General features: G+C 60.6%; 20 protein-coding genes. 10 read left to right on the top strand and 10 right to left on the bottom strand.

Annotation, left to right across the window (positions count from 1 at the left end):
• Positions 1–3: 3 nt before the first annotated feature.
• The 6 genes from eutC to ACM6IT_RS21730 all read left to right on the top strand — a co-directional run bounded on the left by eutC (position 4) and on the right by ACM6IT_RS21730 (position 4,765).
• On the top strand, positions 4–828 hold the full coding sequence (gene eutC, locus ACM6IT_RS21755) for an ethanolamine ammonia-lyase subunit EutC (RefSeq protein ID WP_414914816.1): 825 nt from the start codon (positions 4–6) through the stop codon (positions 826–828).
• A gap of 114 nt (positions 829–942) precedes the next feature.
• On the top strand, positions 943–1,404 hold the full coding sequence (locus ACM6IT_RS21750) for a GNAT family N-acetyltransferase (RefSeq protein ID WP_056728900.1): 462 nt from the start codon (positions 943–945) through the stop codon (positions 1,402–1,404).
• A gap of 270 nt (positions 1,405–1,674) precedes the next feature.
• Complete coding sequence (locus tag ACM6IT_RS21745; RefSeq protein ID WP_008052342.1) at positions 1,675–2,331, top strand: DedA family protein; 657 nt, start codon at positions 1,675–1,677, stop codon at positions 2,329–2,331.
• 4 nt (positions 2,332–2,335) lie between these two features.
• A complete protein-coding gene (locus tag ACM6IT_RS21740; RefSeq protein ID WP_056728901.1) occupies positions 2,336–3,148 on the top strand; it encodes a zinc-dependent peptidase in 813 nt (270 codons plus the stop codon).
• Positions 3,149–3,261: 113 nt separating this feature from the next.
• Entirely contained in the window at positions 3,262–3,789 is a 528-nt protein-coding gene (ppa, locus tag ACM6IT_RS21735; RefSeq protein ID WP_003205933.1) for an inorganic diphosphatase, read from the top strand.
• Between the two features lie 229 nt (positions 3,790–4,018).
• Positions 4,019–4,765, top strand: a complete 747-nt coding sequence (locus ACM6IT_RS21730) for a S24 family peptidase (protein ID WP_056728903.1) — start codon at positions 4,019–4,021, stop codon at positions 4,763–4,765.
• Between the two features lie 316 nt (positions 4,766–5,081).
• On the opposite strand, the gene ACM6IT_RS21725 is transcribed toward ACM6IT_RS21730, so the two are convergent.
• The 7 genes from ACM6IT_RS21725 to ACM6IT_RS21695 form a co-directional block, all read right to left on the bottom strand.
• Positions 5,082–6,095 carry a PDDEXK nuclease domain-containing protein gene (locus ACM6IT_RS21725; protein WP_414914813.1) on the bottom strand — a complete coding sequence of 338 codons (1,014 nt, stop codon included), beginning with the start codon at positions 6,093–6,095 and terminating at the stop codon, positions 5,082–5,084.
• Positions 6,096–6,242: 147 nt separating this feature from the next.
• Positions 6,243–7,055 (bottom strand): YfaP family protein, encoded by an 813-nt coding sequence (locus ACM6IT_RS21720; RefSeq protein WP_414918656.1) that lies wholly within the window; start codon positions 7,053–7,055, stop codon positions 6,243–6,245.
• A gap of 3 nt (positions 7,056–7,058) precedes the next feature.
• Complete coding sequence (locus ACM6IT_RS21715) at positions 7,059–8,678, bottom strand: DUF2300 domain-containing protein (RefSeq protein ID WP_414918655.1); 1,620 nt, start codon at positions 8,676–8,678, stop codon at positions 7,059–7,061.
• Between the two features lies 1 nt (position 8,679).
• Positions 8,680–13,239: an alpha-2-macroglobulin family protein gene (locus ACM6IT_RS21710; protein WP_414918654.1), complete on the bottom strand. Its 4,560-nt coding sequence runs from the start codon at positions 13,237–13,239 to the stop codon at positions 8,680–8,682.
• A complete protein-coding gene (locus ACM6IT_RS21705) occupies positions 13,236–13,901 on the bottom strand; it encodes a DUF1175 domain-containing protein (protein ID WP_414914809.1) in 666 nt (221 codons plus the stop codon). The genes ACM6IT_RS21710 and ACM6IT_RS21705 overlap by 4 nt, the downstream gene beginning before the upstream one ends.
• Positions 13,871–15,583 (bottom strand): DUF2138 domain-containing protein, encoded by a 1,713-nt coding sequence (locus tag ACM6IT_RS21700; protein ID WP_414918653.1) that lies wholly within the window; start codon positions 15,581–15,583, stop codon positions 13,871–13,873. Before ACM6IT_RS21700 ends, ACM6IT_RS21705 begins: the two co-directional genes overlap by 31 nt.
• 39 nt (positions 15,584–15,622) lie before the next feature.
• On the bottom strand, positions 15,623–16,414 hold the full coding sequence (locus ACM6IT_RS21695) for a YfaP family protein (protein WP_056728913.1): 792 nt from the start codon (positions 16,412–16,414) through the stop codon (positions 15,623–15,625).
• A 497-nt stretch (positions 16,415–16,911) separates the two neighbouring features.
• Between ACM6IT_RS21695 and ACM6IT_RS21690 the strand changes: the two genes are divergently transcribed.
• The 4 genes from ACM6IT_RS21690 (at position 16,912) to ACM6IT_RS21675 (ending at position 22,063) form a co-directional block, all read left to right on the top strand.
• Positions 16,912–17,154, top strand: coding sequence for an exodeoxyribonuclease VII small subunit (locus tag ACM6IT_RS21690; protein WP_414918652.1), 243 nt, complete (start codon positions 16,912–16,914; stop codon positions 17,152–17,154).
• On the top strand, positions 17,151–18,038 hold the full coding sequence (locus ACM6IT_RS21685; RefSeq protein ID WP_414918651.1) for a polyprenyl synthetase family protein: 888 nt from the start codon (positions 17,151–17,153) through the stop codon (positions 18,036–18,038). Before ACM6IT_RS21690 ends, ACM6IT_RS21685 begins: the two co-directional genes overlap by 4 nt.
• A gap of 91 nt (positions 18,039–18,129) precedes the next feature.
• Entirely contained in the window at positions 18,130–20,028 is a 1,899-nt protein-coding gene (gene dxs / locus ACM6IT_RS21680) for a 1-deoxy-D-xylulose-5-phosphate synthase (RefSeq protein WP_056728919.1), read from the top strand.
• A gap of 151 nt (positions 20,029–20,179) precedes the next feature.
• On the top strand, positions 20,180–22,063 hold the full coding sequence (locus ACM6IT_RS21675) for a TonB-dependent receptor domain-containing protein (RefSeq protein WP_409078830.1): 1,884 nt from the start codon (positions 20,180–20,182) through the stop codon (positions 22,061–22,063).
• 149 nt (positions 22,064–22,212) lie between these two features.
• On the opposite strand, the gene ACM6IT_RS21670 is transcribed toward ACM6IT_RS21675, so the two are convergent.
• From ACM6IT_RS21670 to ribA, 3 genes are read right to left on the bottom strand one after another with little or no spacing between them, the layout of a single operon-like run.
• Positions 22,213–23,013: a cobalamin-binding protein gene (locus ACM6IT_RS21670; RefSeq protein WP_414918650.1), complete on the bottom strand. Its 801-nt coding sequence runs from the start codon at positions 23,011–23,013 to the stop codon at positions 22,213–22,215.
• Positions 23,013–23,432 (bottom strand): MFS transporter, encoded by a 420-nt coding sequence (locus ACM6IT_RS21665; protein WP_414918649.1) that lies wholly within the window; start codon positions 23,430–23,432, stop codon positions 23,013–23,015. Before ACM6IT_RS21665 ends, ACM6IT_RS21670 begins: the two co-directional genes overlap by 1 nt.
• Positions 23,429–24,046 (bottom strand): GTP cyclohydrolase II, encoded by a 618-nt coding sequence (gene ribA / locus ACM6IT_RS21660; RefSeq protein ID WP_056728926.1) that lies wholly within the window; start codon positions 24,044–24,046, stop codon positions 23,429–23,431. The genes ACM6IT_RS21665 and ribA overlap by 4 nt, the downstream gene beginning before the upstream one ends.
• Between the last annotated feature and the right edge of the window lie 205 nt (positions 24,047–24,251).

Raw genomic sequence — 24,251 nt, 5'->3', positions numbered from 1 at the left:
GACATGGAAAAACTACCCTTCGATCCACACAACCCTTGGCTGGAGCTACGACGCCTGACACCAGCGCGAATCGCTCTGGGCCGCACCGGCACCAGCATTCCCACCCGTGCACAACTGGACTTCCAATACGCCCACGCCCAGGCGCGAGATGCGGTGCACTTGCCGTTTGACCATGCCTCCCTCAGCGCGCAATTGGCCGAACGTGATCGCCAGTGCCTTTTGCTGCACAGTGCGGCGACGGATCGCAACACCTACCTGCAACGCCCCGACCTGGGGCGAAAACTCAGTGATGCCTCGGCGCAGACCCTGCGTGACTACGCGACGGTCCATCCGGGTGGTGTGGATCTGGTGATCGTGGTCGCCGACGGACTGTCGGCATTGGCCGTTCATCGCCATACCCTACCGTTTCTGGCGCGATTCGAAGAGCAAATGGCCGGCGACAGCTGGACTGTTGCGCCAGTCGTACTCGTGGAACAGGGCCGGGTGGCCGTCGCCGATGAAATCGGTGAGTTGCTTGGTGCAAAAATGACCGTAATCCTCATCGGCGAACGCCCTGGCCTCAGCTCTCCGGACAGCCTGGGATTATATTTCACCTACAATCCCAAGGTCGGTCTTACCGATGCCTACCGTAATTGCATCTCCAACGTTCGGCTCGAAGGCCTGAGCTACGGCATGGCCGCACACCGTTTGCTGTATTTGATGCGCGAAGCCTGCCGACGGCAGTTGTCAGGGGTGAATCTGAAGGACGAAGCACAGGTTCAGACACTGGAGTCGGACACTGGAGGCGATATGAAAGGAAATTTCCTGCTCGGCCCGCCGAATGCCTGAACCGCTTGCGCATTGCACATTCGTACCAGTTTCAGGCAGGATCGTTGCGCGCCCGCCAAGGGTTTCCCATCGCCGTCAGAGACGCAAGACAGCCACTTGAAGACGAGACCTACCATGCGGATTATTCAAGCGACCCTCGAACACCTGGACCTGCTGACCCCGTTGTTCGTCAAATATCGCGAGTTTTATGGTTCCCTGCCGTATCCGGACTCGTCCCGGGCGTTCCTCGAAAAACGCCTGCGTCGCAAGGAATCGGTGATCTATCTGGCGCTGTCCGATGACGACAGCAACAAACTGATGGGCTTCTGCCAGCTGTACCCGAGCTTCTCTTCGCTTTCGCTCAAGCGGGTATGGATCCTCAACGATATTTATGTCGCCGAGGACGCTCGCCGCCAGTTGGTGGCCGACAACCTGATCCGCACTGCGAAAAAAATGGCCAAGGAAACCAATGCCGTGCGCATGCGTGTTTCCACCAGCAGCAACAACGAAGTCGCGCAGAAAACCTACGAGTCCATCGGATTCAAGGAAGACACCGAATTCAAGAACTATGTGCTGCCGATCAGCGAAGAACTCTGAATCACCTGCACCCTGCTCGCGATGGCATCGACTGGATTACACTGGTCCAACGAGGCAACGGCATCGCGAGCAGGCTCGCTCCCACCCGATCGTTATCAAACATCAGCCCTGTGATGACATTCCCCGCTACAATCTCGACGCGATTTTCACCACTCGCCTCGTATAATCCCGATATTCCCGGCTTGTAAGAAAAACTACCCCTATCCGTAGTCTTACGCGAAGTCATCCGCACAGGCCTGCCGAGTCGGGCCGTCACCACAGGTGCTTTCCATGGATTTCAACCCGATCGACATTGTCCTGCATCTCGACGTCTACCTCGACATGCTTGTAACCAACTACGGGGCATGGATCTACGCCATTCTGTTCATGGTGATCTTCTGTGAAACCGGCCTTGTGGTCATGCCTTTCCTGCCGGGCGACTCTCTGCTGTTCATTGCTGGCGCCGTGGCGGCCGGCGGCGGCATGGACCCGGTCCTGCTCGGCGGCCTGCTGATGCTGGCGGCGATCCTGGGCGACAGCACCAACTACATCATCGGACGAACGGCGGGTGAAAAGCTGTTCAGCAATCCGGACTCGAAGATCTTCCGTCGTGACTACCTGCAACAAACCCACGATTTCTACGACAAGCATGGTGGCAAAACCGTGACCCTGGCGCGCTTCCTGCCGATCATCCGCACCTTTGCGCCATTCGTCGCCGGCGTGGGGAAAATGCCTTACCCGCGTTTCTTTGCCTTCAGCGTGCTGGGCACCATCCTGTGGGTCGGCGGCCTGGTGACGCTCGGTTACTTCTTTGGCAACGTGCCGTTCATCAAGAAGAACCTGTCGCTACTGGTAGTCGGCATCATCCTGATATCGCTGGTTCCGATGATCATTGGCATGGTGCGCAACCGCCTCGCCGGTTCGAACTCCAAAGCCGAATCGCGCTGACACGATGTGGTCCCTGAGCGCCTGGCGTCGCCGGCGCACCCTGGCAAAGCACCCGATTGCCGATGACATGTGGCAACGGGTGCGCCATCACCTGAGCTTTCTCGATGGCATCAGCGCCGCCGAAGACCAATGGCTGCGCGAAGCCTGCGTGCTGTTCCTCGAAGACAAGCACCTGAGCGCCCTGCCCGGTGTCGAACTGCACCAGGAACAACGCTTGCTGCTCGCCGCTCAGGCACAGCTGCCGCTGCTCCACCTCGGCGACCTGAACTGGTATCAGGGCTTCCACGAAATCATTCTCTACCCCGACGACTTCCTCAGCCCCCAGCGCCATCGCGATGCCAGCGGTGTCGAGCACGAATGGGACGGTGAGCACAGCGGTGAAGCCTGGCAGCAGGGCCCGATCATCCTCGCCTGGCCCGGTGTAATGGCCAGTGGTGGCTGGGAAGGCTACAACCTGGTGATCCACGAACTGGCGCACAAACTCGACATGCTCAACGGTGTCGCCAACGGCCTGCCTCCGTTGCATCCCGACATGCGTGTCAGTGACTGGGCCTGCGTCATGCAAGAGGCCTACGACGACCTCGACCGGCAACTGGAACGCAATCCCGATGCCGAAACCGCCATCGACCCGTATGCCGCCGAGAATCCTGCCGAGTTCTTCGCCGTCACCAGCGAATACTTCTTCAGCGCCCCGGATTTGCTGCACGAGGCTTATCCACAGGTGTACCAGCAGTTGAAGCTGTTCTATCGCCAGGACCCGTTGGCGAGGTTGAAGCAACTTCAGGCGCATGACCCTGTCTATCAGGCACACCAGTAAGCGCCATACGACTTCTGGTCCATGGCGTCGACACAGGAATATGCCTATAATCGCCGCCACTTTTTGGTCAATCCGGCCAAGTGTTTTTGGTCAACTAACGGGGGCAACGCCCAATGAGCTACAGCAAGATTCCGGCTGGCAAAGACCTGCCGAACGACATCTACGTCGCGATCGAGATTCCGGCCAACCACGCGCCGATCAAATACGAAATCGACAAAGACAGCGATTGCCTGTTCGTTGACCGTTTCATGGCCACCCCAATGTTCTACCCGGCCAACTACGGTTACATCCCGAACACCCTGGCTGACGACGGTGATCCCCTCGACGTGCTGGTCGTAACCCCTTACCCGGTTGCTCCAGGTTCGGTAATCCGCGCCCGTCCGGTCGGCATCCTGAACATGACCGACGACGGCGGCGGCGATGCCAAAGTCATCGCAGTCCCACACGACAAGCTGTCCCAGCTGTACGTGGACGTAAAGGAATACACCGACCTGCCACCACTGCTGATCCAGCAGATCGAGCACTTCTTCGCGAACTACAAAGATCTCGAAAAAGGCAAATGGGTGAAGATCGAAGGCTGGGCCGGTGCAGACGCCGCCCGCGAAGCGATCACCAAGTCGGTTGCCGCCTACAAAGGCTAAGCCCGGCTGCAGGCTTTTAGCTGCAAACGGCAAGAAAAACCCCGGGTAATCCGGGGTTTTTTGTGGGCGTTTGATAAGCACGCCAAACACCCCGTTTAAACAGGTCTTCCAATAGTTTTTGCTTGTTTAAAACGCCCCAGGAACGTCTTACATCCGGTCGTAAATTACCCGCAAAATTTGAACGAGGCGTTTATTCAAACCCTTGTTAGCCGCCAGTAGACTCACGTTCATGAAAAAGAACACTAGCGGCCCACGCTTTAAAGCGCTCCTCGAAGCAGCGAACATCACGACCACCGGATTTGCCGAATTCCTGGATACGGCTCCACAAAATGTACATAACTGGTACACCCGCGGTGTGCCCGCCCATTGCATGGAAGAAGTCGCCCGAAAACTCTCCGTCAGCAGCGACTGGCTGAAAACCGGCGAAGGCCCGAAAGATGCCCAGCTCCTGCGCCTGCTCGACGAAACTGGCAACACCTTCGATGCCCAGACCATCCGCGGTGTCTACACGGTCATCGAGCCTGTCGACGTCGAACTGCCATTCCTCAAGGAAGCTGTCACCGCCTTGGGCTCCAACAAAACCCACGTCATAGAAGACCCCGAGAAATCCATCCGCCTGCCCCGCAGCCACCTCGATTCCCTGGAAATCAATCACTCAGACGCCATCTGCGCCCTGATGAGCGGCAACAGCATGGGGGAAAAAATTGAAGACGGTTCGACCCTGGCGATTGACCGTGGCCTGACCCAGATTGTCGATGGCGAGATCTACGCCATCGAACATGACGGCATGCTGCGCATCAAGTACCTGCATCGACTGCCGGGCAACTCCCTGCGACTGCGCAGCCACAACCGCGCCGAATACCCGGATGAAATCTTCAGGGCCGCACAAATCGAAGAGCAGAACATCAGGGTGCTGGGCTGGGTGTTCTGGTGGTCGACCCTGAACAAACGACGGCCAACGGTGCCCTTTCTTTAAGCACTCCAGAACGCCCATCGGCCGCCCATCGGCCGCCCACCCGAGTGGCCAAACGGCTCTGCCCGGCACTTCCCGCTGGGAATTTCCATCAAACCTGCGTATGCTGCGCCCCACATTTGCGCATCGAACCGCCCTGCGGCTCAGATGCACTGGCCTGACAGATGACTTTCTCACCAGGTCCCACAGCCGGACGCAAGATCCGGGTGTACGTTTTGAAGGCTGGCGCGGTTTACCAAAAATGATCCAAGCCAGTCCCCGAGAAGCCGGCCACAAGCCGGCTTTTTAATGCCTGAAAGAAAGTGATTCACGAAAAAACTCACCCAACTCCTTCCGTATTCAGCGCATAAAACTCCTGCAGCTTGGCTTGCAACAGTTTCTTGTCTGGCAATTGGGTGTGGTACTCCGCAATCAAGGCCGGCGACAGTGAGCGGTTCAGGGCGTACTCGACGATTTCGTCCTCCTTGCTCGCGCACAGCAATACGCCGAGCGCCGGGTTTTCGTGTGGCTTGCGGACGTTGCGGTCCAACGCTTCGAGATAAAAATCCATCTTCCCAAGGTATTCCGGCTCAAAGCGCCCGACCTTGAGTTCGATCGCCACCAGGCAGTTCAGCCCACGGTGGAAAAACAACAGATCCAGCGCAAAGTCCCGCCCACCTACCTGCAACGGATATTGCGATCCCACAAAGCAGAAGTCCCTGCCCAGTTCGATCAGAAAATCCCTGAGCTTGTGCAGCAGGCCTCCATGCAAGTCTGTCTCTGCATGACCACGGTCCAGGGCCAGAAACTCGACCACGTAGGCATCCTTGAATACGTCCAGGGCCTGGGGATGAATTTGTCGCAGCGGTGCTGAGACTTTTGCCGGGCTGACCACTGAACGCTCAAACAGAGCCACCTTGAACTGACGCTCCAGTTCACGGCTCGACCACTTCTCCTGGATTGCCATGCGCAGGTAAAACTCACGCTCCTCCGGGTGTCTGCTCTGGTTGAGGATGATCATGTTGTGTGTCCAGGGCAATTGTCTCAGCAGTGCTGAGACTTTTACGTCATGCCTGTACGCTTCGAAAAATTGACGCATACGAAACAAATTAGGCCGGGTAAAACCCCTCAGTCCAGGCTGAGTACGAGCGAGGTGAGTAGCCAATCGAGCCACCACCCCATCACCCCACTCCGCCGCTTCAATTTTGCGACTGATGTAGGCCCCAACCTGCCAGTGCAGCTCAATCAGTTCGGTGTTGACCGCCCGCATGGCGCGTTGTCGCGCGGTCACGATCAGTTGGGTAATTTCGCTGAAAGCTGAATCGAGGGAGGTATTGCCAGGAAGATCATTCACGTCAGGGCATTTCCATGTCAGTTGGAGGGCCCTTTCAATTACTCCTGATGCCGATACAGGAACATTCACAATGTATGTCTGCATGAAACAACGCTAATAGGCCTCCACCTCGCCGTGTGCAAAGCCTGCGTAAGTTGCACCTCAACCTCACGGATAACTAAACGACTTCACCAACGTCAACTCCCCCACCGCACGCATCGGCACCAGGAAGGTTTCCATCTTCTCGCTCGGCGCGCCTTCCTCGGTAATCACCGTCACCTGGGCCGTGGTCAGCGCTTGCACCGCATCTTCCTGCCCCTCTTCATCACTGCTGTAGCCGCCGCCAAAGTAGTTCACATAGACCAGATATTGCCCCTTGATCGGTGCGGGCATGGCGAAGATTTCCGGGCCGTAGCCGGTGGTGACGTCGACGTCGAGCGCGGCGCCGTTGGGGGCGACGCGGTCGCCGTACCAGATGTGCGCGCCGTCGGGGGTGATCAGGTGCAGGTCGAGGTCGGTGTTGTCGCTGTCCCACGCCAGCAAGACGCGCAGTTTGGCCGGGGTCGCACCGCCGCTGCTGTTGAGAAATTGCGTGCGCTGACGTTGCTGGCCATCGGGGCTGCGCACCTCGACGCTGTTGCTGCCGTTGGGGAATGAGAACGGGCGATCGAAGCGGCCGGCCGGGTCGATTTTCAGCGGCATGCTCACTCCGTTGACGATCAACCGGCCGGGCTCTGTGGATTTGGGCGTGGCTTTGATCTGCCCGCTGATGCGCGCGGTGTTGGCCTGCCCTGCCGGGGTATTCACCGACGAGGCCGGGTAGTTCACGGTCTGCCGGAAGTGTTCCCCTTCGCCCTCAGGCGCGCCGGTGCGCCAGCCACCTGCAGGGGTGTCGAGTTTGACGCTGTCAGCCGCCATCACCGATGGCAACGCCACCAGCGAGCAGAGCAACAGCAAGACCTGTGGATAACGGAGTTTCATGGACTATTCCAGCAAGAGGTGGCGGGCGAGCCCTTCGATGTAGGTTTCATCCTGGCCATTGGGGTGTGCTTCGAAGGCCAGGTGCAGGTATTCGTGGGTCAGGTCGAGGCGGTCTTGCAGTGTCTGCACGCCACGCACGTAGATGCGCTGACGCTCGCGGTCGACATAGGGGCGACCGAAGGCCAGGCGGCAGACGGCGAAGGTGCTGACTTCGCTGTAGACGGTTTCACTTTCAAGTTTCTGGCGCCAGCCGCGTCGTTGCTTTTGCAGCCATTCTTGTGCGGCGGGCAAAGCTTCGCAGGACGCGATCGGGTTGTCCCAGCGACTGAGACTGGCGCGTGGGTAGGCGTGCAGCAGGATGGCATCGTAGCGCTGGCCGGCACGGGCCTGTTCGACGGCTTGCTGCCAGGACAGCTTGTCCGGGCCGGGTTGATCGGAGTGGTAGGTGACGGTGCTGCCGGCCAGCACCAGGTCGCTGGTCCAGGCGGCGATGTCGCGCGACTCGGGCGACGCCGGACGCGGTGCGACCCGCTGACGGCTGCTGCTGTCGTCGATGCTCAGGCAATCACCGCTGCGCGTGGCGTTTTGCAGCAGGTAGGTGCGGATGGCCACGGCCAGGGCTTTGGCGGCCTCGACCGGCTCGGCGCTGGCTTCGCGCTGGAGAACACGGGCCACGTACTCTTCGCGATCCAGGCGTGCCACCAGCTTGTCGTTCAGCAGAAACAGTTCGCCGTCGCTGTGGATATCCAGCGCATTGCCGTTGGCGAATTCAACGCGGTAGTCACCCTGCAATGCCCCGGAAGTCACTGCGGTGTTCCCTGACAGCACGCGCCGAAGTGGATAGCCGGAGAACAGGTCGACCTCTACGCACTGCCCTGCATCCGCAGGCCATGCAACTGGAATCACCGTAGAGAGTGCCTGCGCGTAATCTCGAAGAACCCGTTGACTGGTGCCGCGCCCACCGGCCCAGACCGCTGTGCCGTCCGCTGTCCAACCGGCAAACCCGCCCTGACGCGATGTTGCATCCTGATCCGCCAACCAGCTCCAGGTCTTTACCCGCAGGCGGCTTCCGAGTTCGCCGACGGCCTGGCCATCGGCGGCATTGAGCACCACATCGAGCAACACACGTCGGGCTTGATCCTGCGCTGGCAGCACGGCCAACACCTTCAAAAGCTCCGCCACCGAAACCCGGGTAGCCGGTTGCAACGAAGGCAAATCCAGCAGCCATTGCGGCGCCTGCCGCGTCTGCCAATAGGCTCGCCAGTCGGCATCGCTGATGCCCAATCGAGCGGGTTCGAAATACAGACCGCATGACTTCACCAACGCCTGATCACGCCCGATCCTGCCGCCCGTCGTACAGCAATAAACCTCTTCTTTCGACTGGCCGCGGCATTCATAAGCCGGCTCGCGCGCGCCGGTGTCCACCAGCCAGGCGTAGACGAACAACTTCCACACACTGCCCAGCGGCGTCTGTAACGGCTGCGGCAACGGCTCGCGGGTGATCACCTGCGTTCGGCTCAGGGACAACAAATCGCCCTTGAAGGCCAGGCGCAAAGGTTCGTCCTGCGCCGTTGCCAGCACAGGGATCAAACACAGCAACCAAGCTATCAGCCGCCTGTGCACGTCAGTGAACCGTGACCTGGCCAAGGGCAGCCTTTTGTTCCATCGCCTGATGCTGCGGCGCATACACCTGAGTGAAACGCACCGGCGGCAAGTTGAACTGCCCCTTCTGCGAGAAACGCACCAAATGCCGCAGGCGCAATTCGCCACTCAAGGCATCGACCGGAACGGCATAAGCCATTTGCCCCGGCTCGAAACGCGCCTTCTCCAGCGATGTCGGTTCGGTGCCGGCCTTGCCCATGAGCTTGATGCCCCAGGTGGTGCGCTCGACATCGGCACCCGGTGGCAGCGGCACTTCCAGCAGGCCATAGCGCAACGGTTTGGCGGCTTTGCTGGTGATGATCACTTCATCGAGATAGAGGCTGTCGCTGGACAGCTGCGCGCTGCCGACCGCTTCGAGTTTGAAGGTGAAAGCCTCATCCCCCGGCACCAGTCGCGACAGGCGACGGGTAATGGTCACGGCCATCGGATCGACCGCCGGCTGCTGACTGCGGTAGCTCAATGCAGCGCGCAGTGGACGCTCTTGCGCGCCGGTCAGCGTCAATACCGCCGGCACTGGCGCAGGCCCCTGCCACGTCCAGTACATCTCACCAGAAACCCCGTACTGCTTCTTCCAGCCTTCACCCGGCGCCAATGCAATGGTGGGCGATGCCTGCTCGATGCTGCGTTGCAGCCAGGTGAGCGCCAAGGCACGTTCCAGGGTTGATTGCTGCGGCAATAGACGTTGTAACAGCGCTTGAGCGCGAGCCTGATCGAAGGGTTGCAGCGACAGGTTCAGCGCTTCGGCAAACGGCTGGGAACTGACCGCCAGACGTTGCTGCGCGTCGGCCAGTTGCCGATTGAACCTGTCCGGCAAAGCGACCTTCGCCTGCCTGGCCAGCGATGCCGTCAGCACTCGTGCACCCGCCAGCCCCAAGGCGGAATCCGGATCGCTCATGACGAGGCTGTCTTCGCCGTCTTCCATCAGGTTCGCGGCAGTGCCCTCGCCCGCTTTCGCCAGGTCGTCCATCAAGCCACTGAGCAAGGTGTTGACCGGCAACTGCATCTGTTTGGCGAACGACAGGATCAGCGCCCGCTGCAACAGCGGCGTGTTCTTCGCCTGCTTGGCGTAGACCTCCAGCACCCGCTGCCAATGCTCCGGCGGCAGGCTCAGTTCCAGCACCTGGCTGGCGTGCCAGTCGGCGTAATAGGCGTAGGCGGTGAGGAAGGCATCGGGCTCGCCGTCCATGCCCCACCAGGTGAAGCTCGCCGAAGGGCCGGCCATTTGCACCAGCCGCAAGCGACTGTTTTGCATGATCAGGCGCAGACGATCACGGATCTGCGGATTCGCCGCCAGCGTTGGGTAAGCGATGCTCAACGGAAGCAGGCGGCTGGCGGTCTGCTCGACGCCACCGTAGGGGTAGCTCAACAGATCGTCGAGGGCAGAACGGAACAACGCTTGCGCACTGTCATCCAGGCGCAGGCGGATATCACTGGCGTCTGTCGGCAACGTCAGCGGCGTATCGCCCTCAGCCACATCGAGGCTCTGGGTTTGAGTCACCTGCCAGCCTTCACCGGTCGCGCTCAGGCGCACCGCCAGGGCGTCAGCGGTTTTGCCATCCTGCACCAGCTCGGCGCTCCACTCGCCATTGGCCAGTTCAAATTCTGGCAACGGGATGTAGTTGATGCCGCTGTTCAGGGTCACAGGCACGCGTTGTTCGTTGCCGGCGTAACGGGTCACCAGTTCGGCCTTGACCGGTTTCTCGGCCTGACTGAAGGCGAACACACCAAGGTCCGGTTTGTCGCCAGCGCGGAATCGGGTCGGGCCGCTCCACTTCAGGTACAGCGGTTTTTCCGAGCGCACGAATTGCTTCTTCTGCCCGACCTGCCCGCCATCGGCGATGGCCCTGGCGGTGATGCGCCAGCGGGTCAGGGAGTCGGGTATCTTGAAGGTGAAGCGGGTTTTGCCGTTGGCATCGGTCAGCAATTCAGGCTGCCACGCAGCGGTGTCGACATCCTCGCGACGCGGTCGCTCCAGAACCTTCACGCCGCGCTCACTGCGATTGGCCTTGCCCGGTGCACCGGGGCTGCCCGGCAAGGCGACGTCATAACTGATGAACGACAAACTGGCGCTGGTGCGCACGTTGTTGCGGCGTGGGTGATAGAAGAACTGGTCGATGCTCGGCGCGACTTCCGGTTGCAAGGCATAGACCATTTCATCGACCACGCTGACCGTCAGGTGCGCGGGAATCGCTTTGCCGGCGAACTGGGTGGTCAGGTCCACCGAGACGGTTTCACCCGGCTGGTAGGTTTCCTTATCCGTGGTGATGGCCACGTCGATTTGTGGCGTGACCACCTTGATGCCGGCGTTCTGGAAACTGTATTGGCCACCCTTGGTGTACAGCACCGAGAAGGTCAGGTTCGGCGCGAAACCGTCCTTCACCGGAATGCGCGCGCGATATTGGGTATCGCTGAGTTTTTCCATCTTCAGCCAGTCGCCGCCCTTGGACAGCAGCGCAGTGGCTTCGACCTTGTCCCGCTCCAGCGACAGCAAGGCATCGCTGACCGGTTCCGGGAAAGTGATCAGCGCCAGCGCTTCATCGCCTGCGATGTACTCGGGCTTGTCGAGGACGATTTCCACGGTGCCGGGTACGGCTTTGACACCTTCGCCGGTAACCGAATGGCCGGTGGCGCCGACCACCCGGCCATGATCATCCTTGAGCGTCAGGTTGTAGGTGCCCGGCCGGTCAAAGACCAGGATGAACCCCTTGTCGGTTTCCGCGAGTTTGCCTCCACCGGTGCTCTGGTCTTCCAAACGCACCCAGCCATAGCTGCCCGGAGTAACGGCATCGACCTGCTCGCCTTCGCGGGAGTAGCTGAACGCAACCTTGTCACCCACCGCGCTGAAGCGTTGAGGCGCGCCCAAGCGGAAATTCGCCGCGCCACGGTCGATGAGGATTTCCTTGGTGGTCTTGACCCGATACGCCGCTCCGTCGCTGGCAAACACCGTGAGCATGTAGCGACTTGGCTTCTCGGCGGCCGGCAAGTCGAGGGACGCATTGCCCTTGGCGTCGGTGGTCAATTCGGTGCTGGTCAGCTCCACCGGAAATTGCCCGAGGTATTGCAGTTCGTTGTCGACCATCGACAGCTGTTGGGCGCGCAGGCTCAGGCTCAATTTCGCATTGGCCACCGGTTTTCCATCCGGGTACAGCAGCACCAGGTTGCCCTTGACCGCTTCGCCAGTACGGTAATCCTGCTTGGCCAGGTTGAGTGAAATCTCGAAGTGCGGCTTGATGTACTCAGCGACGCGAAAGGCGCTGCTGTAGGCCTGATCCTTGTAGTTGAAACGTAGCTCATATCCACCGGCCACGGCGTTGTCCGGCAACTGGAATCGGCCCTGGCTGCCAGCCTTGGAATCGAGCTTCAGATCGAGGGATTGCAGCGCCGTGCCGGTCGCATCCAGCACGGTCACATTGACGTCGGCCGCGCTTGGCTGCACCGAGTCCCGCGCGTTCTTGAACTCCCGCCCGACGATTTTCAGCGACACCCAATCCCCCGGTCGATACAGCGGCCGATCGGTGAAGGCATAGAGTTTGGTGTCGTAAATTTCGCTGTCGTAGTAGAAATTCTCGGAAACGAACACCCCGCCCTCTTCGTCCTCGCCGATCACGAACGAACGTTCGGGGCTGACGTGCTTCAAGCGCAACAAGCCATCGATATCCGTAGCGCCGCTGCTCATTACGCCGAGGCCATCGGTCCACAGCACATTGACCTTTGGCACCGAGCTGCCTTCGTGTTTGCGCGCGGCCCACACCAACAATTCGTCACCGGCGATCTTGCTCACCGCCACGGTGTTGGAGACGAACACCATGGTGGTCGCGCGGTATTTGCCGATCAGCGCTTCCACCAGATACAGACCCGGCTTGAGATTACCCAACGGGATGTAGACGTTGCCCGGCGCGACGCTGACGAACTCGCTGGAAGAACCGGCCAGGTTCACCCCGGCAGGTGGCTGAATCGGCTTGGCCTGCCACAACGGATAACGGAACTGGCTGACCACCGGCAAACCCGGTATCAGTGCGAATTGCGGCTGCGCATCGTAGGGCGTTGGCGCGGCCATCGCGTTGCCCATCTTCAGTTCCGGCACTTCCTCGGTAACTTGTTTACGCGACTCGTAGGAAAATGCCCGCTGCATCACCCGACGGGATTTGCGATACCAGTTGTCCCACAGGTAAGCGAGGGTGTTGGACAGGCCTTCACCCTTGAACTGGCCATCGCTGACCACCCGATGCAGGTTCTTCTGGCGCTTGAGGAAATCCAGCGGCTTGTCGATGCGGTACACCCGAATGTCGGCGCCGCCGTAGGGCTCCATGCGAAACCGGCGATAGTCGCGGCCCGGTGCTTCGAGGCGCACCATCGCCGGTTCATCGCTGGCAAAACTGCTGTCGGCCAGCAGGAAAAAACTCTCGCCCGCCACCGGCGCATAGCCGCTGGCCGGGACCGAATCGTCGGCGTAAACCGCCGAGAACGGCAGCAGCAATACCAACATCAGAAACAGAAAACGCAGCATGCGGGCACCGGTCATTGGGAAAGAAAATTCAGTCGATAGACGCCGATGAAGTTGGGGTTGGCTGCGTCGGGTATCCATCGGGTGTCCTTCCATGTCATGAGTTGCTGCAGGCTTGCCGAACGCATGCCGTTGTCGGTGGGTGTGCTGGTGCCAGTGTGATAGGCGATGTAGCGGCCCATCCAGATCATCAGGTGCTGGTCGTCGCCCTGATCGAAAAACATCAGGTCGCCAGGGCGTGCCTGAGACACATCGCGGCTGATCAGATGGCTGTTGAACTGGATCAACTTGATCGCATTGACGTATGGCCCGACCTTGCCGCCGCCCTGCTGCCATTGCTGGGCAAGGCTGCGCTGGGCGTCGCTCAGTTGCAGTTCCGGCGGCAGGTAACGATTGGACAGGCCATTGCTGCGCAGCCATTTGTCGTCATGGACTTTCAGCGCTTCATTGGCAGCGAAGCGCACCAGCCCGGCGCAGTCTTGCTGATACCAACGGGGGCTCGGGCCCTGGCTCAGTTGCTCCTGGGCGATACGCACGAACCAGGCGCGAAACACCTGGGATTGCTGCGGGTCGAGCGATGGTGCCTCGACAGCGTGGGCACCCGCGCTCAACAACAACGCCAGCAGGCCGAGACTTCGGATCAATGCCGTCACAGGGCTTTCCACTCCAGCGGCAGCCATTGCCAATGGCCGTCGGGCTCACTGCCTTCGGGCAAGGTCAGGGCGTATTTGCCGTAGCCGCCGAGCTTGCGCAGCTTCGGGATAAGGTAGGTTTGCGCGGCGTTGTAGAACACCGGTTCCATGTCCTGGGGCAGGCTGTCGAAGGTTTCCTGCTGCATCAGTTGCGCCATGGAATCCGGGCCGAAATAGACCGGCATCAGCAGGTCCTTGGGCACCACGTCGGCCATCGGCGGGAAGCGTTTGTCGAGGGTGCCTAGAGCCTTGTCGACGAGTTTGTCATCGAGGGAAAACAGCAAGGTTGAACCGTGGCGGGCCAAGCTCACACGCATGAACGCCTTGCCGCTGATCGCCTCCGGATTTTCGGCGTCCTTGGCTTTGTACGGGCCGAAACTGGAACTGACTTGTCGCTGCCACTGATGGCTCTGCCCTTCCTGTTTCTCCACCACCGGGAATGCGTGCCCGGCGACATTGCTTTCATAGGCGCCGACCATCGAGCCGAACAGCTTGCCCAGATCGCCATCGAGCGTGCCGCTATCCTCGTCGCTCAGACTGGCCACCAGCAACGGCGTGTACAGACGCGAATCAGCGTACCAGCAGAGCCCCGCCGCACCGGCCATGTGTTCGGTCAACGCTTGTGCCACGCTATCTTCGGCACCGAGTTTCACCAGCAGCGGTTTCTGTTGTTCGGCAGCCAGCGGCAACGCCACGCAAGCGCTGGCGCCCATGGGCATGGCTTGCCAGATCGGTTTGAAATCGAAGTCCGGCTGATTCTCCAGTTCATCCATGGCCAGGAAGCTGTGCCAGCCCTTGTCGTCCATGTCGAAACGCAGGCCGGCGAAGTTCGGTATGAAGCGCTGGTAACCCATGGCCAACACACCGGCATTGACCGACAGACGTTGTTTCACCTCCGGCGCGCGCGGCGGCAGGCCGAAGGCTTCGGGGAACAGTTTGTCGCCATTGAGCAACGCGGCAATGGCCGTGGTCGACACGCTGCCCGATTCTTCCGTTGCGCCACTTTGCGGATCGTAGAGTTTCGCCGGATTGGACAGCACCACCAATTTGTCGCCATGGGACGCGAACAGCAGCGCCTTGCTCGCGTTGTAACTGAGTTGATAGAGCCCCACGTCGTCGGTACCGACCTTCAGGTCCGCAACCTTGCTCAGTTGCGAGTCGTCCAGTGCCACTTTGGCCAGCGGCTCCAGCACCTTGGCCAGCCCGCCGCGATCCATCACCAGCAGGAAATCCTTGAGCCGCCCATCCGCCCCGCGCCACAACGCTACGTCCGCCGGTTGATCGAACAGTTGCTCGATCAAGGTGTCCTGCAGTTTCAGGTCATGTTCGTAGATGATCCGCCGCAAGCTGCCGATCAACCCCAGGCGATCGGCGTGGGTTTCGTAATAGAAGACGAAATCTTCGGTCAGGGTTTCCTTGAGGAACGGCACTGCCAACAAGTCCTTGGGTAACTGGCTCAAGGAGTGGGTTTCCAGCAAGCCATCCGGGCGGCTCATGCCCAGTTTGTCACTGGCCAACACAGGCACCGGGGCCTTGGGTTTGTGCATGAACCACCCCAGCCCACCGGCCACGCCAATGACCAGGCATATCCCGATCAGCAGCGTCGGCCAATGCAGAGAAGGTTTGGCCGCTGGTGCGCCTGCGGCCGGAGTAACAGTGCTATCACTCATGTTCACAAAACCCGATGTTCATCCGTGGAGCGGGGATGCCTAGTAGTTGAAAGTCTTGACCAGCAGCAGGTCGCCGATTGCGCGCAGGGGCACGATGAACGTCTCGCGTTTTTCATCGACGGTGTTTTCGTTGAGCACCAGGTTGATCTGCGAGGTAATCACCTCGTTCTGGTTGCCGGACTCATCGAAGTTATAGCCGCCGCTGCCGAAGTTGCCCCAATAGTTCACGTAAACCAGATAGGTGCCACGCAGCGGCGCGGTCATGGTGAACATTTCCGGACCCGGGCCATCGACGCCGTCGGGGTCGAGGCCGCCGCCATTGGTCAAGGCCGAATGTGCCCAGAAGGCATGCTGGCCATCGGGCGTGACAATATGCAGGTCGAGTTCGGCTTTCGGATCATCCCAACCCAGCACCACGCGAATCCGCGCCGGGGTGCGCAGGTTGTTGGCTTCATAGAATTGAACACGCTTGAGGGACTGGCCTTCGGCGCTGCGCACTTCGACGCTGTTGGAACCGGCGCCAAATGCATAGGGCCGGGCGAAACGCCCTTGCTCGTCGGTATAGAGATTCAGCGGATTGCCGTTGACCGCCAAGGTGTGCGGCCCGCGCTGGGTGCCCAGGGCCTTCAGTTGGCCTTCGATCATCGTGCGATTGCGCTGCACACCCCGATCAATCGGCGGCGTGGGATAGGCGACTTGCGGGTTTTCGCTGCGGTCCAGCAGACCGTTGTAACGCCAACCACCCACCGGTTCCGCCAACTCGGCATTCGGCGCGGCCAGAATCACGGGGGCGAAAACCAGCCCGATCAGCAGCAATAGAAATGAGCGCATGCGACGCCTCCTGCCATGCATGACGAAACCTTGCGCCTGATCCTGGGCACGTTACAGATGCGAATACTGCGTTTCGTCTGAAAGACCCGTGACTACCAGGTCGTATAGGGCTCGAAGGTTATCCATTCGGGTGTTTTTTAACAATCGGACGGCTGCGAAATTGCGGTGGGAATCACGGTAATGGGTGGACGGTGAGCCGAATAGCGATGTTATTCGGCTCATAAAGTGAGCCGAATAATCCTCAGTACACTTGAGGTCCACTTACTTTGTGGCGAGGGAGCTTGCTCCCGCTGGCTTGCGAAGCAGGCCCAATCAATTGACCTCAGTATTCCTGAAAAACTTGGCAGATGAATTTAGGGCCGCTTTGCGCCCCAACGGGAGCAAGCTCCCTCGCCACAGGGCTCCGCTTTTCGCGTGTCAAACACCCCGCTCATTTGCCCATGAACCCCCTATCTGCTAGTGTCGCGCCGGTTTAACGTCAACCGGAAATCGCCGCCATGGCCCGCAAAAAAGCTGCACTGGATTTCGAACAGTCCCTCGCCGACCTGCAAACGCTGGTGGAGCGTCTGGAGAATGGCGAATTGTCGCTGGAGGACTCGCTGGCCGCTTTCGAGCAAGGCATCGGTCTGACCCGCGATTGCCAGGCGGCGCTGGCCCAGGCCGAGCAAAAGGTTCAGGTGCTGCTCGAGCGTGATGGCGAGCTGGCCGAGGAACCCTTCGAAGCGGATCAGTCAGAATGATTGCAGCGTACTCGGCAACCAGCCAGGCCCGCGTCAATGCGGCTCTGGAAACCCTGTTCACTGCCCCGAGCCCCGAGCTGGCGCGGCTGTACGAGGCCATGCGCTACAGCGTGATGAATGGCGGCAAACGCGTGCGTCCACTGTTGACCTACGCCGCGTGCGAAGCGTTGGGCGGCAAACCCGAGCAAGCCAATGGCGCAGCCTGTGCCGTGGAGCTGATCCACGCTTATTCGCTGGTGCATGACGATTTGCCGGCGATGGACGATGACGATCTGCGTCGCGGCCAGCCCACCACCCACAAGAAATTCGATGAAGCCTGCGCGATCCTCGCCGGCGACGGCTTGCAGAGCCTGGCCTTCAGCGCCCTGCTCGACCCGCGCCTGAGCGCGTTGGATGCCGAAATCCACCTGCAAATGGTCAGCGCCCTGGCACTGGCCGCAGGCCCGGTGGGCATGGTCGGCGGTCAGGCCATCGACCTCGGCTCGGTCGGACTGAAGCTTGACCAGAAAGCCCTGGAGTACATGCACCGGCACAAGACCGGCGCGCTGATCGAGGTCAGCGTCAAGCTCGGTGCCCTGGCCAGCGGCCGTGCCGAAAAAGACGAACTCAAGTCCCTGCAGACTTATGCACAGGCCATCGGCCTGGCATTCCAGGTCCAGGACGACATTCTCGACGTCGAAAGCGATACCGAAACCCTCGGCAAACGCCAGGGCGCCGACATTGCCCGGGACAAGCCGACCTACCCGGCCCTGCTCGGCCTCGACGCCGCCAAGGCCTATGCCCTGGAGCTGCGCGACCAGGCCCTGCACGCGCTGCGACCGTTTGACGCGGCGGCCGAACCCTTGCGTGATCTGGCCCGGTATATCGTCGATCGCCGCAGCTGAAGGCGATTGCGCCAAAAAAGCCCAACGCGTGGGCAGGGGGCGATGCATCAGGTAAACTGCCGCATCTTTTATACCTATAACGATTCGCCTGATGCCCACGACGTTTCATGAGATTCCCCGCAAGCGCCCGACCACGCCCCTGCTCGACCGCGCGAACACGCCGGACGGCCTGCGCCGGTTAGGCGAAGCCGAGCTGGAAACCCTGGCCGATGAGTTGCGCCTGGAATTGCTCTACACGGTCGGCCAGACCGGTGGGCATTTCGGTGCCGGCCTGGGCGTGATCGAGCTGACCATCGCGCTGCATTACGTCTTCGACACCCCGGACGACCGGCTGGTGTGGGACGTGGGTCATCAGGCTTATCCACACAAGATCCTCACCGGTCGTCGCGAGCGCATGGGCACCCTGCGCCAAAAGGACGGCGTCGCTGCGTTCCCGCGCCGCTCCGAGAGCGAGTACGACACCTTTGGCGTCGGCCACTCCAGCACCTCGATCAGTGCCGCGCTGGGCATGGCGATTGCCGCCCGCCTGCAAAACAGCGAGCGCAAGGCGATCGCGGTGATTGGCGACGGCGCGTTGACCGCGGGCATGGCGTTCGAGGCGCTGAACCATGCGCCGGAAGTGGACGCCAACATGCTGGTGATCCTCAACGACAACGACATGTCGATCTCGCGTAACGTCGGTGGCTTGTCGAACTACCTGGCGAAGATCCTTTCCAGCCGCACTTACGCGAGCATGCGCGAAGGCAGCAAGAAAGTGCTCTCGCGCCTGCCCGGTGCCTGGGAAATCGCTCGCCGGACCGAAGAATATGCCAAAGGCATGCTGGTTCCCGGCACGCTGTTCGAAGAACTGGGCTGGAACTACATCGGCCCGATTGATGGCCACGACCTGCCGACCCTGATCGCCACCCTGCGCAACATGCGCGATCTGAAAGGCCCGCAGTTCCTGCACGTCGTCACCAAGAAAGGCAAAGGCTTCGCCCCGGCGGAAGTCGACCCGATCGGTTACCACGCCATCACCAAGCTCGAACCCCTGGACGCCCCGGCCGCCGCGCCGAAAAAGGCCAGCGGGCCGAAGTACTCCGGTGTGTTTGGTGAATGGCTGTGCGACATGGCGGCTGCCGACCCGCGTCTGGTCGGGATTACCCCGGCGATGAAGGAAGGCTCGGACCTGGTTGCTTTCAGCGAACGCTTCCCGCTGCGCTACTTCGACGTCGCCATTGCCGAGCAACACGCCGTCACCCTCGCGGCCGGCATGGCCTGCGAAGGCGCCAAACCCGTGGTGGCCATCTATTCGACCTTCCTGCAGCGCGGTTACGACCAGTTGGTGCATGACGTCGCGGTGCAGAATCTCGACGTACTGTTCGCCATCGACCGCGCAGGCCTGGTGGGCGAAGACGGTCCGACCCACGCCGGCAGCTTCGATTTGTCGTTCCTGCGCTGCATCCCCGGCATGCTGGTGATGACCCCGAGCGATGAAAACGAGCTGCGCAAAATGCTCACTACCGGCCACCTGTACGAAGGTCCGGCGGCGGTGCGTTATCCACGGGGTAACGGCCCGAACGCGACCATCGAGAAAGACCTCGAACCGATCGAGATCGGCAAGGGTGTGATTCGCCGACAGGGCAGCAAAGTCGCCCTGCTGGTGTTCGGCGTGCAACTGGCCGAAGCCCTGAAAGTCGCCGAGACGCTGGACGCGACCGTGGTCGACATGCGTTTCGTCAAACCGCTGGATGAAGCGCTGGTTCGCGAAATCGCCGGCAGCCACGACTTGCTGGTGACCGTCGAAGAAAACGCGATCATGGGCGGCGCCGGTGGCGCGGTCAGCGAATTCCTCGCCCGCGAAAACATCCTCAAGTCGATGCTGCACCTGGGCTTGCCGGATATTTACGTCGAGCACGCCAAGCCGGCGCAAATGCTGGCCGAGTGTGGCTTGGACGAGGCGGGAATCGAAGCGTCCATTCGCGAACGCCTGCAACTGCTCAACCTCTAAACGCAAAACCCTGTGTAGGAGTTGCCGAAGGCTGCGATCTTTTGATCCTGGCCTTCGACAACTCCATATCTGAAAAAATCAAAATCAAAAGATCGCAGCCTTCGGCAGCTCCTACGGAGAGTTGCGTCGCATCTGAAATCTCGGATACTCCATGAAACTCTCTCCCTTCGCCCTGACGCTGACCCTGCTGCCGGCCGGTCAATTGCTGGCCGACGCCTTCGAACGCGACCAGGCCCTGAAGCTGCCCGACGTGTTGATCAGCGCCAACCGCCAGGTCGAAGCGCGCAACGACAGCAGCGCCGCCAACACCGTATTCACCCGCGAAGACATCGATCGCCTGCAACCCTATAGCGTCACTGACCTGTTGCGTCGGGTGCCGGGCGTGCAAGTCTCGCAGTCCGGCGGGCGCGGCAGCATTCCGGGTGTCTACATCCGTGGCACCCAGTCGGCCCAGAGCCTGGTGTTGGTGGATGGCCAGCGCATCGGCAGTTCGACCTCCGGCGACAGCAACCTGCAACACATCAATATCGAGCAGGTCGAGCGCGTGGAAGTGCTGCGCGGCTCCCGCTCGGTGATTTATGGCAGCGATGCGATTGGCGGGGTGATCCAGATCTTCACCCGCCGTGGTGGCGAGCAAGGCCTGCAACCTCGATTGCACATGGGATTTGGCAGCAACCAGACCTGGGAGCGCAGTCTCGGTTTGTCCGGCGGTGATGAGCAAACCCGCTTCAACCTCGGCGCCAGCCTCGACGAAACCGCCGGCATCAATCGCACCCATGAGTCGTATCCCAGTGATGGCGACCATGACGAATATCGCAACAAGTCGCTCAGCCTGAGCCTGAGTCACGCCCTGACGCAAGACATCGAAGTCGGCGCCAACCTGCTGGATAACCGTGGCAAGAGCGAGTTCGACAACCCGTTCGGTCGCTTCGACATGAATACGTTCGAATCGGTCCAGCAACAGCCCTACAGCGACTTCGACGTGAGCAGCGTCAGCAGCTATGTCGATGCACGGATCAACGATCTCTGGAAAACCCGCGTTGATGTCGGCCACAGTGAAAACCGCGAGAAGACCCTCGACAAGCTCAGCGATGAGCGCACCGTGTTCAACACCTATCGCGACTCGGTGACCTGGCAAAACGACCTGACGCTCAATGAGCGCAACAGCCTGATGCTCGGCGGCGACTGGTACGAAGACCGGATCAATAGCACCACGGCATTCGACGAAGACAGCCGCTGGAACCGCGCCGCATTTATCCAGCATCGCTATCAGGCTGACAGTTTTTCCACGGAGTTGGGCCTGCGCCACGACGATAACCAGCAGTTCGGCAGCCAGAACACCTGGAGCGGCACCTTCACCCTGCCGCTGAACCCGGACAACGAAGTGCTGCTGACCTACAGCGAAGGCTTCCGCGCGCCGACCTTCAACGACCTGTATTACCCTGACTTCAGCAACCCCGACCTGAAGCCTGAAACCTCGAAAAGCTATGAGCTGCAATGGCGTAGCCAATTGACCGAGGACAGTCGCCTGGAGACGTCGCTGTATCGCACCGACCTTGAAGACGCGATCATTTTCGGCAGCAACTCGCGCCCCGAGAACGTTGCCTCGGCACGGATCAACGGCTTCGAAGCAGCGCTGAAACAGGAACTGTTCGGCTGGCAGAGCAACCTTGGCGTGGCGATTATCGACCCACGAGATCGTGACACGGGTCACACCCTGGCCCGTCGCGCGCGCCGCACCTTGAGTTGGGATCTGGACCGTCAGTTCGATCGCCTGGGCCTTGGCGCCAGTTGGCAAGCGGTCAGCAGCAGCTATGACGACCTGAACAATCAACAGCCATTGGGCGGTTATGCCTTGTTGGGACTGCGCAGCAGTTGGGAGCTCAATCGTGAAGTCCGGCTGGAGCTGAAGGTCGACAACCTGCTGGACAAGGGTTACAGCCGGGCGCTGTACAGCTTCCAAGGGAGCCAGTACGGGTATCGCGAGGAAGGTCGGGCGTGGATGTTCGGGGTAACCTGGACGCCGGAGATCTGAGGCTGACGCAAATCATTGTGGCGAGGGAGCTTGCTCCCGCTCGACTGCGCAGCAGTCGCAATCAAAGCTGACAGGGCAATCAGACAAATTGCAGTGTTGGTTTTTAGGGCTGCTTCGCAGCCCAGCGGGAGCAAGCTCCCTCGCCACAGTTACAAATTCGGCGCGATCAACTGGCACAGTTTTGCAGTTGCCTCAATCATCTGCCCGCTCGGCCGCTCCAGGCCCTTGTCCGTCACCAGTCGCAATTGCCCTTGTGCCACGGCCGCCACCTGCGGCCAGGCTTTCCACGCATCGAGCTGCGCCTGATCGCTGGCCAGGATTACCTCGGGATTGCGCTGCAACACGGCTTCCACGCTGACTTGCGGTGCCGGCAGCTTCAGGTCATCAAATACGTTTTGCGCACCGCAGACCTCCAGCGCATCGCTGATGATCTGCTCGCCGCCAACCGTATACAGCGGCCGATCCCAGACCTGATAGAACACTCGCAACGGCTTGTCCCGGCGATAGCGCTGACGCAATTCATCCAGCCGCTGGCGTAAATCGCCGGCCAATGAAGTTCCGCGCTCAGGCCGACCGAGCTGAGCGGCAATGGCCTCGATCTGTGCGGCGAGCTGGTTCAGGCTGTGGGGTTCGGCGACGTAGGTGGGCATATTCAGTCGCTTGAGCTGGTCACGCTGGGCCGGGCCGACGCTACCGGGCCATAGCAGCAACAGATCGGGTTTCAGGCTGAGCAGGCGCTCCATGTCCAGCTGGCCATAGCGGCCAACGGAGGGCAGGTTCTTGAGTTCTGCAGGTCGTTCACCGGCATCCAGCACCCCTACCAGGAGGTCGGCGGAACCCAGTTCAACGACGATTTCAGAGAGCGACGGGGCGAGGCTGACAACCCGTTCGACCGCGAATGCCGAGCCGCTGGCGGCCAGCAGCAACACCGCCAGCCAGAGCGCGCGCATCAACCGAGTTGACGCGGAATACGGTAAAGGTAGAACAGCACGGCGGTCGACAGGGCCAGCAGCATCAGCGGCACGGCTTCGAGACCGACGAACACCGCCAGGGCACCGATCCAGGCCGGCAGCCCGGCGGCCAGGAATGCCGTGCGCCGCTTGGCCGCCAGACTGATCCAGGCGCCAGGTTCTTCAGGGGTATCGAGGGCTTTTTGGGTGGCGATAAGCGCGTGTTTGTAGGTACCGAAAAATTTCAGGCTGACAAACATCGAGGCGACTCCGGCGATGAACAACGGCATCGCCAGCACCGGCAGAATCGCTTCGCTCTGACCGAATACCGCGTTGATCACAAACAGCGGCAACAAGGCCAGCGCCAGGTATTGCCACCAGTTGAAGGACAATCGCCGCCGCACCTGACCGCGGGTCACGCCCGATCTACCTCGCCCTGATGCTCATTGCCCATCATGTGGTCGAGCTTGCTGGCCTTGGTCGCCAGGTAGAGTCGGTTATGCGGATTGTGGCCGGTGTGCAGCGGCACGCGCTCGGCGACCACGATACCCATGTCGGTCAAGGCCTTGACCTTGCGCGGGTTGTTGGTCATCAGGCGCAAGGACTTCACGCCCAGGTGCTCCAACATCGGCAGGCACATGGCGTAGTCACGCTGGTCGGCGGCAAAGCCCAGGCGTTCGTTGGCTTCGACGGTATCGGCGCCACCGTCCTGCAACTCATAGGCTCGGATCTTGTTGAGCAGGCCAATGCCCCGGCCTTCCTGGCGCAGGTAGAGCAAGACGCCACGACCTTCGCGGGCGATGGCCTGCAAGGCGGCCTCCAGTTGCGACCCGCAGTCGCAGCGCTGGCTGAACAAGGCATCGCCCGTCAGGCATTCGGAGTGCAACCGGCCGAGTACCGGGGCACCGTCGGCAATCTCACCCAGGCTCAGCACAACGTGCTCGCGGCCGGTGGCTTCATCGAGAAAGCCATGCATGGTGAATTGCGCAAAAGGCGTTGGCAGCTTGGAAGCGGCGACAAAAACGACAGGCACCGGTGTGCTCCTGATCTAAAAGTCTGAAGATTCGCAGAGCCGGCATTGTAACAGCAGGTTCCGGAGGACGCTTAGGCTGAATTATCGGCGATAACTATCAAAATGTTTGATATACACCGCACCACAATCAATGTGGGAGCGGCGCACCGCCGCTCCCACAATGGATACATCATCTACCTTAAGAACCGTGTCAGTTCGAATCAAC

This window comes from Pseudomonas sp. IT-P4, from assembly GCF_949767755.1.
In the GTDB taxonomy this organism is placed as follows: Bacteria; Pseudomonadota; Gammaproteobacteria; order Pseudomonadales; family Pseudomonadaceae; genus Aquipseudomonas; species Aquipseudomonas monachiensis.
The sequence above is the reverse complement of the archived record's forward strand: the minus strand, read 5'-3'. Positions and strand labels throughout refer to the sequence as shown.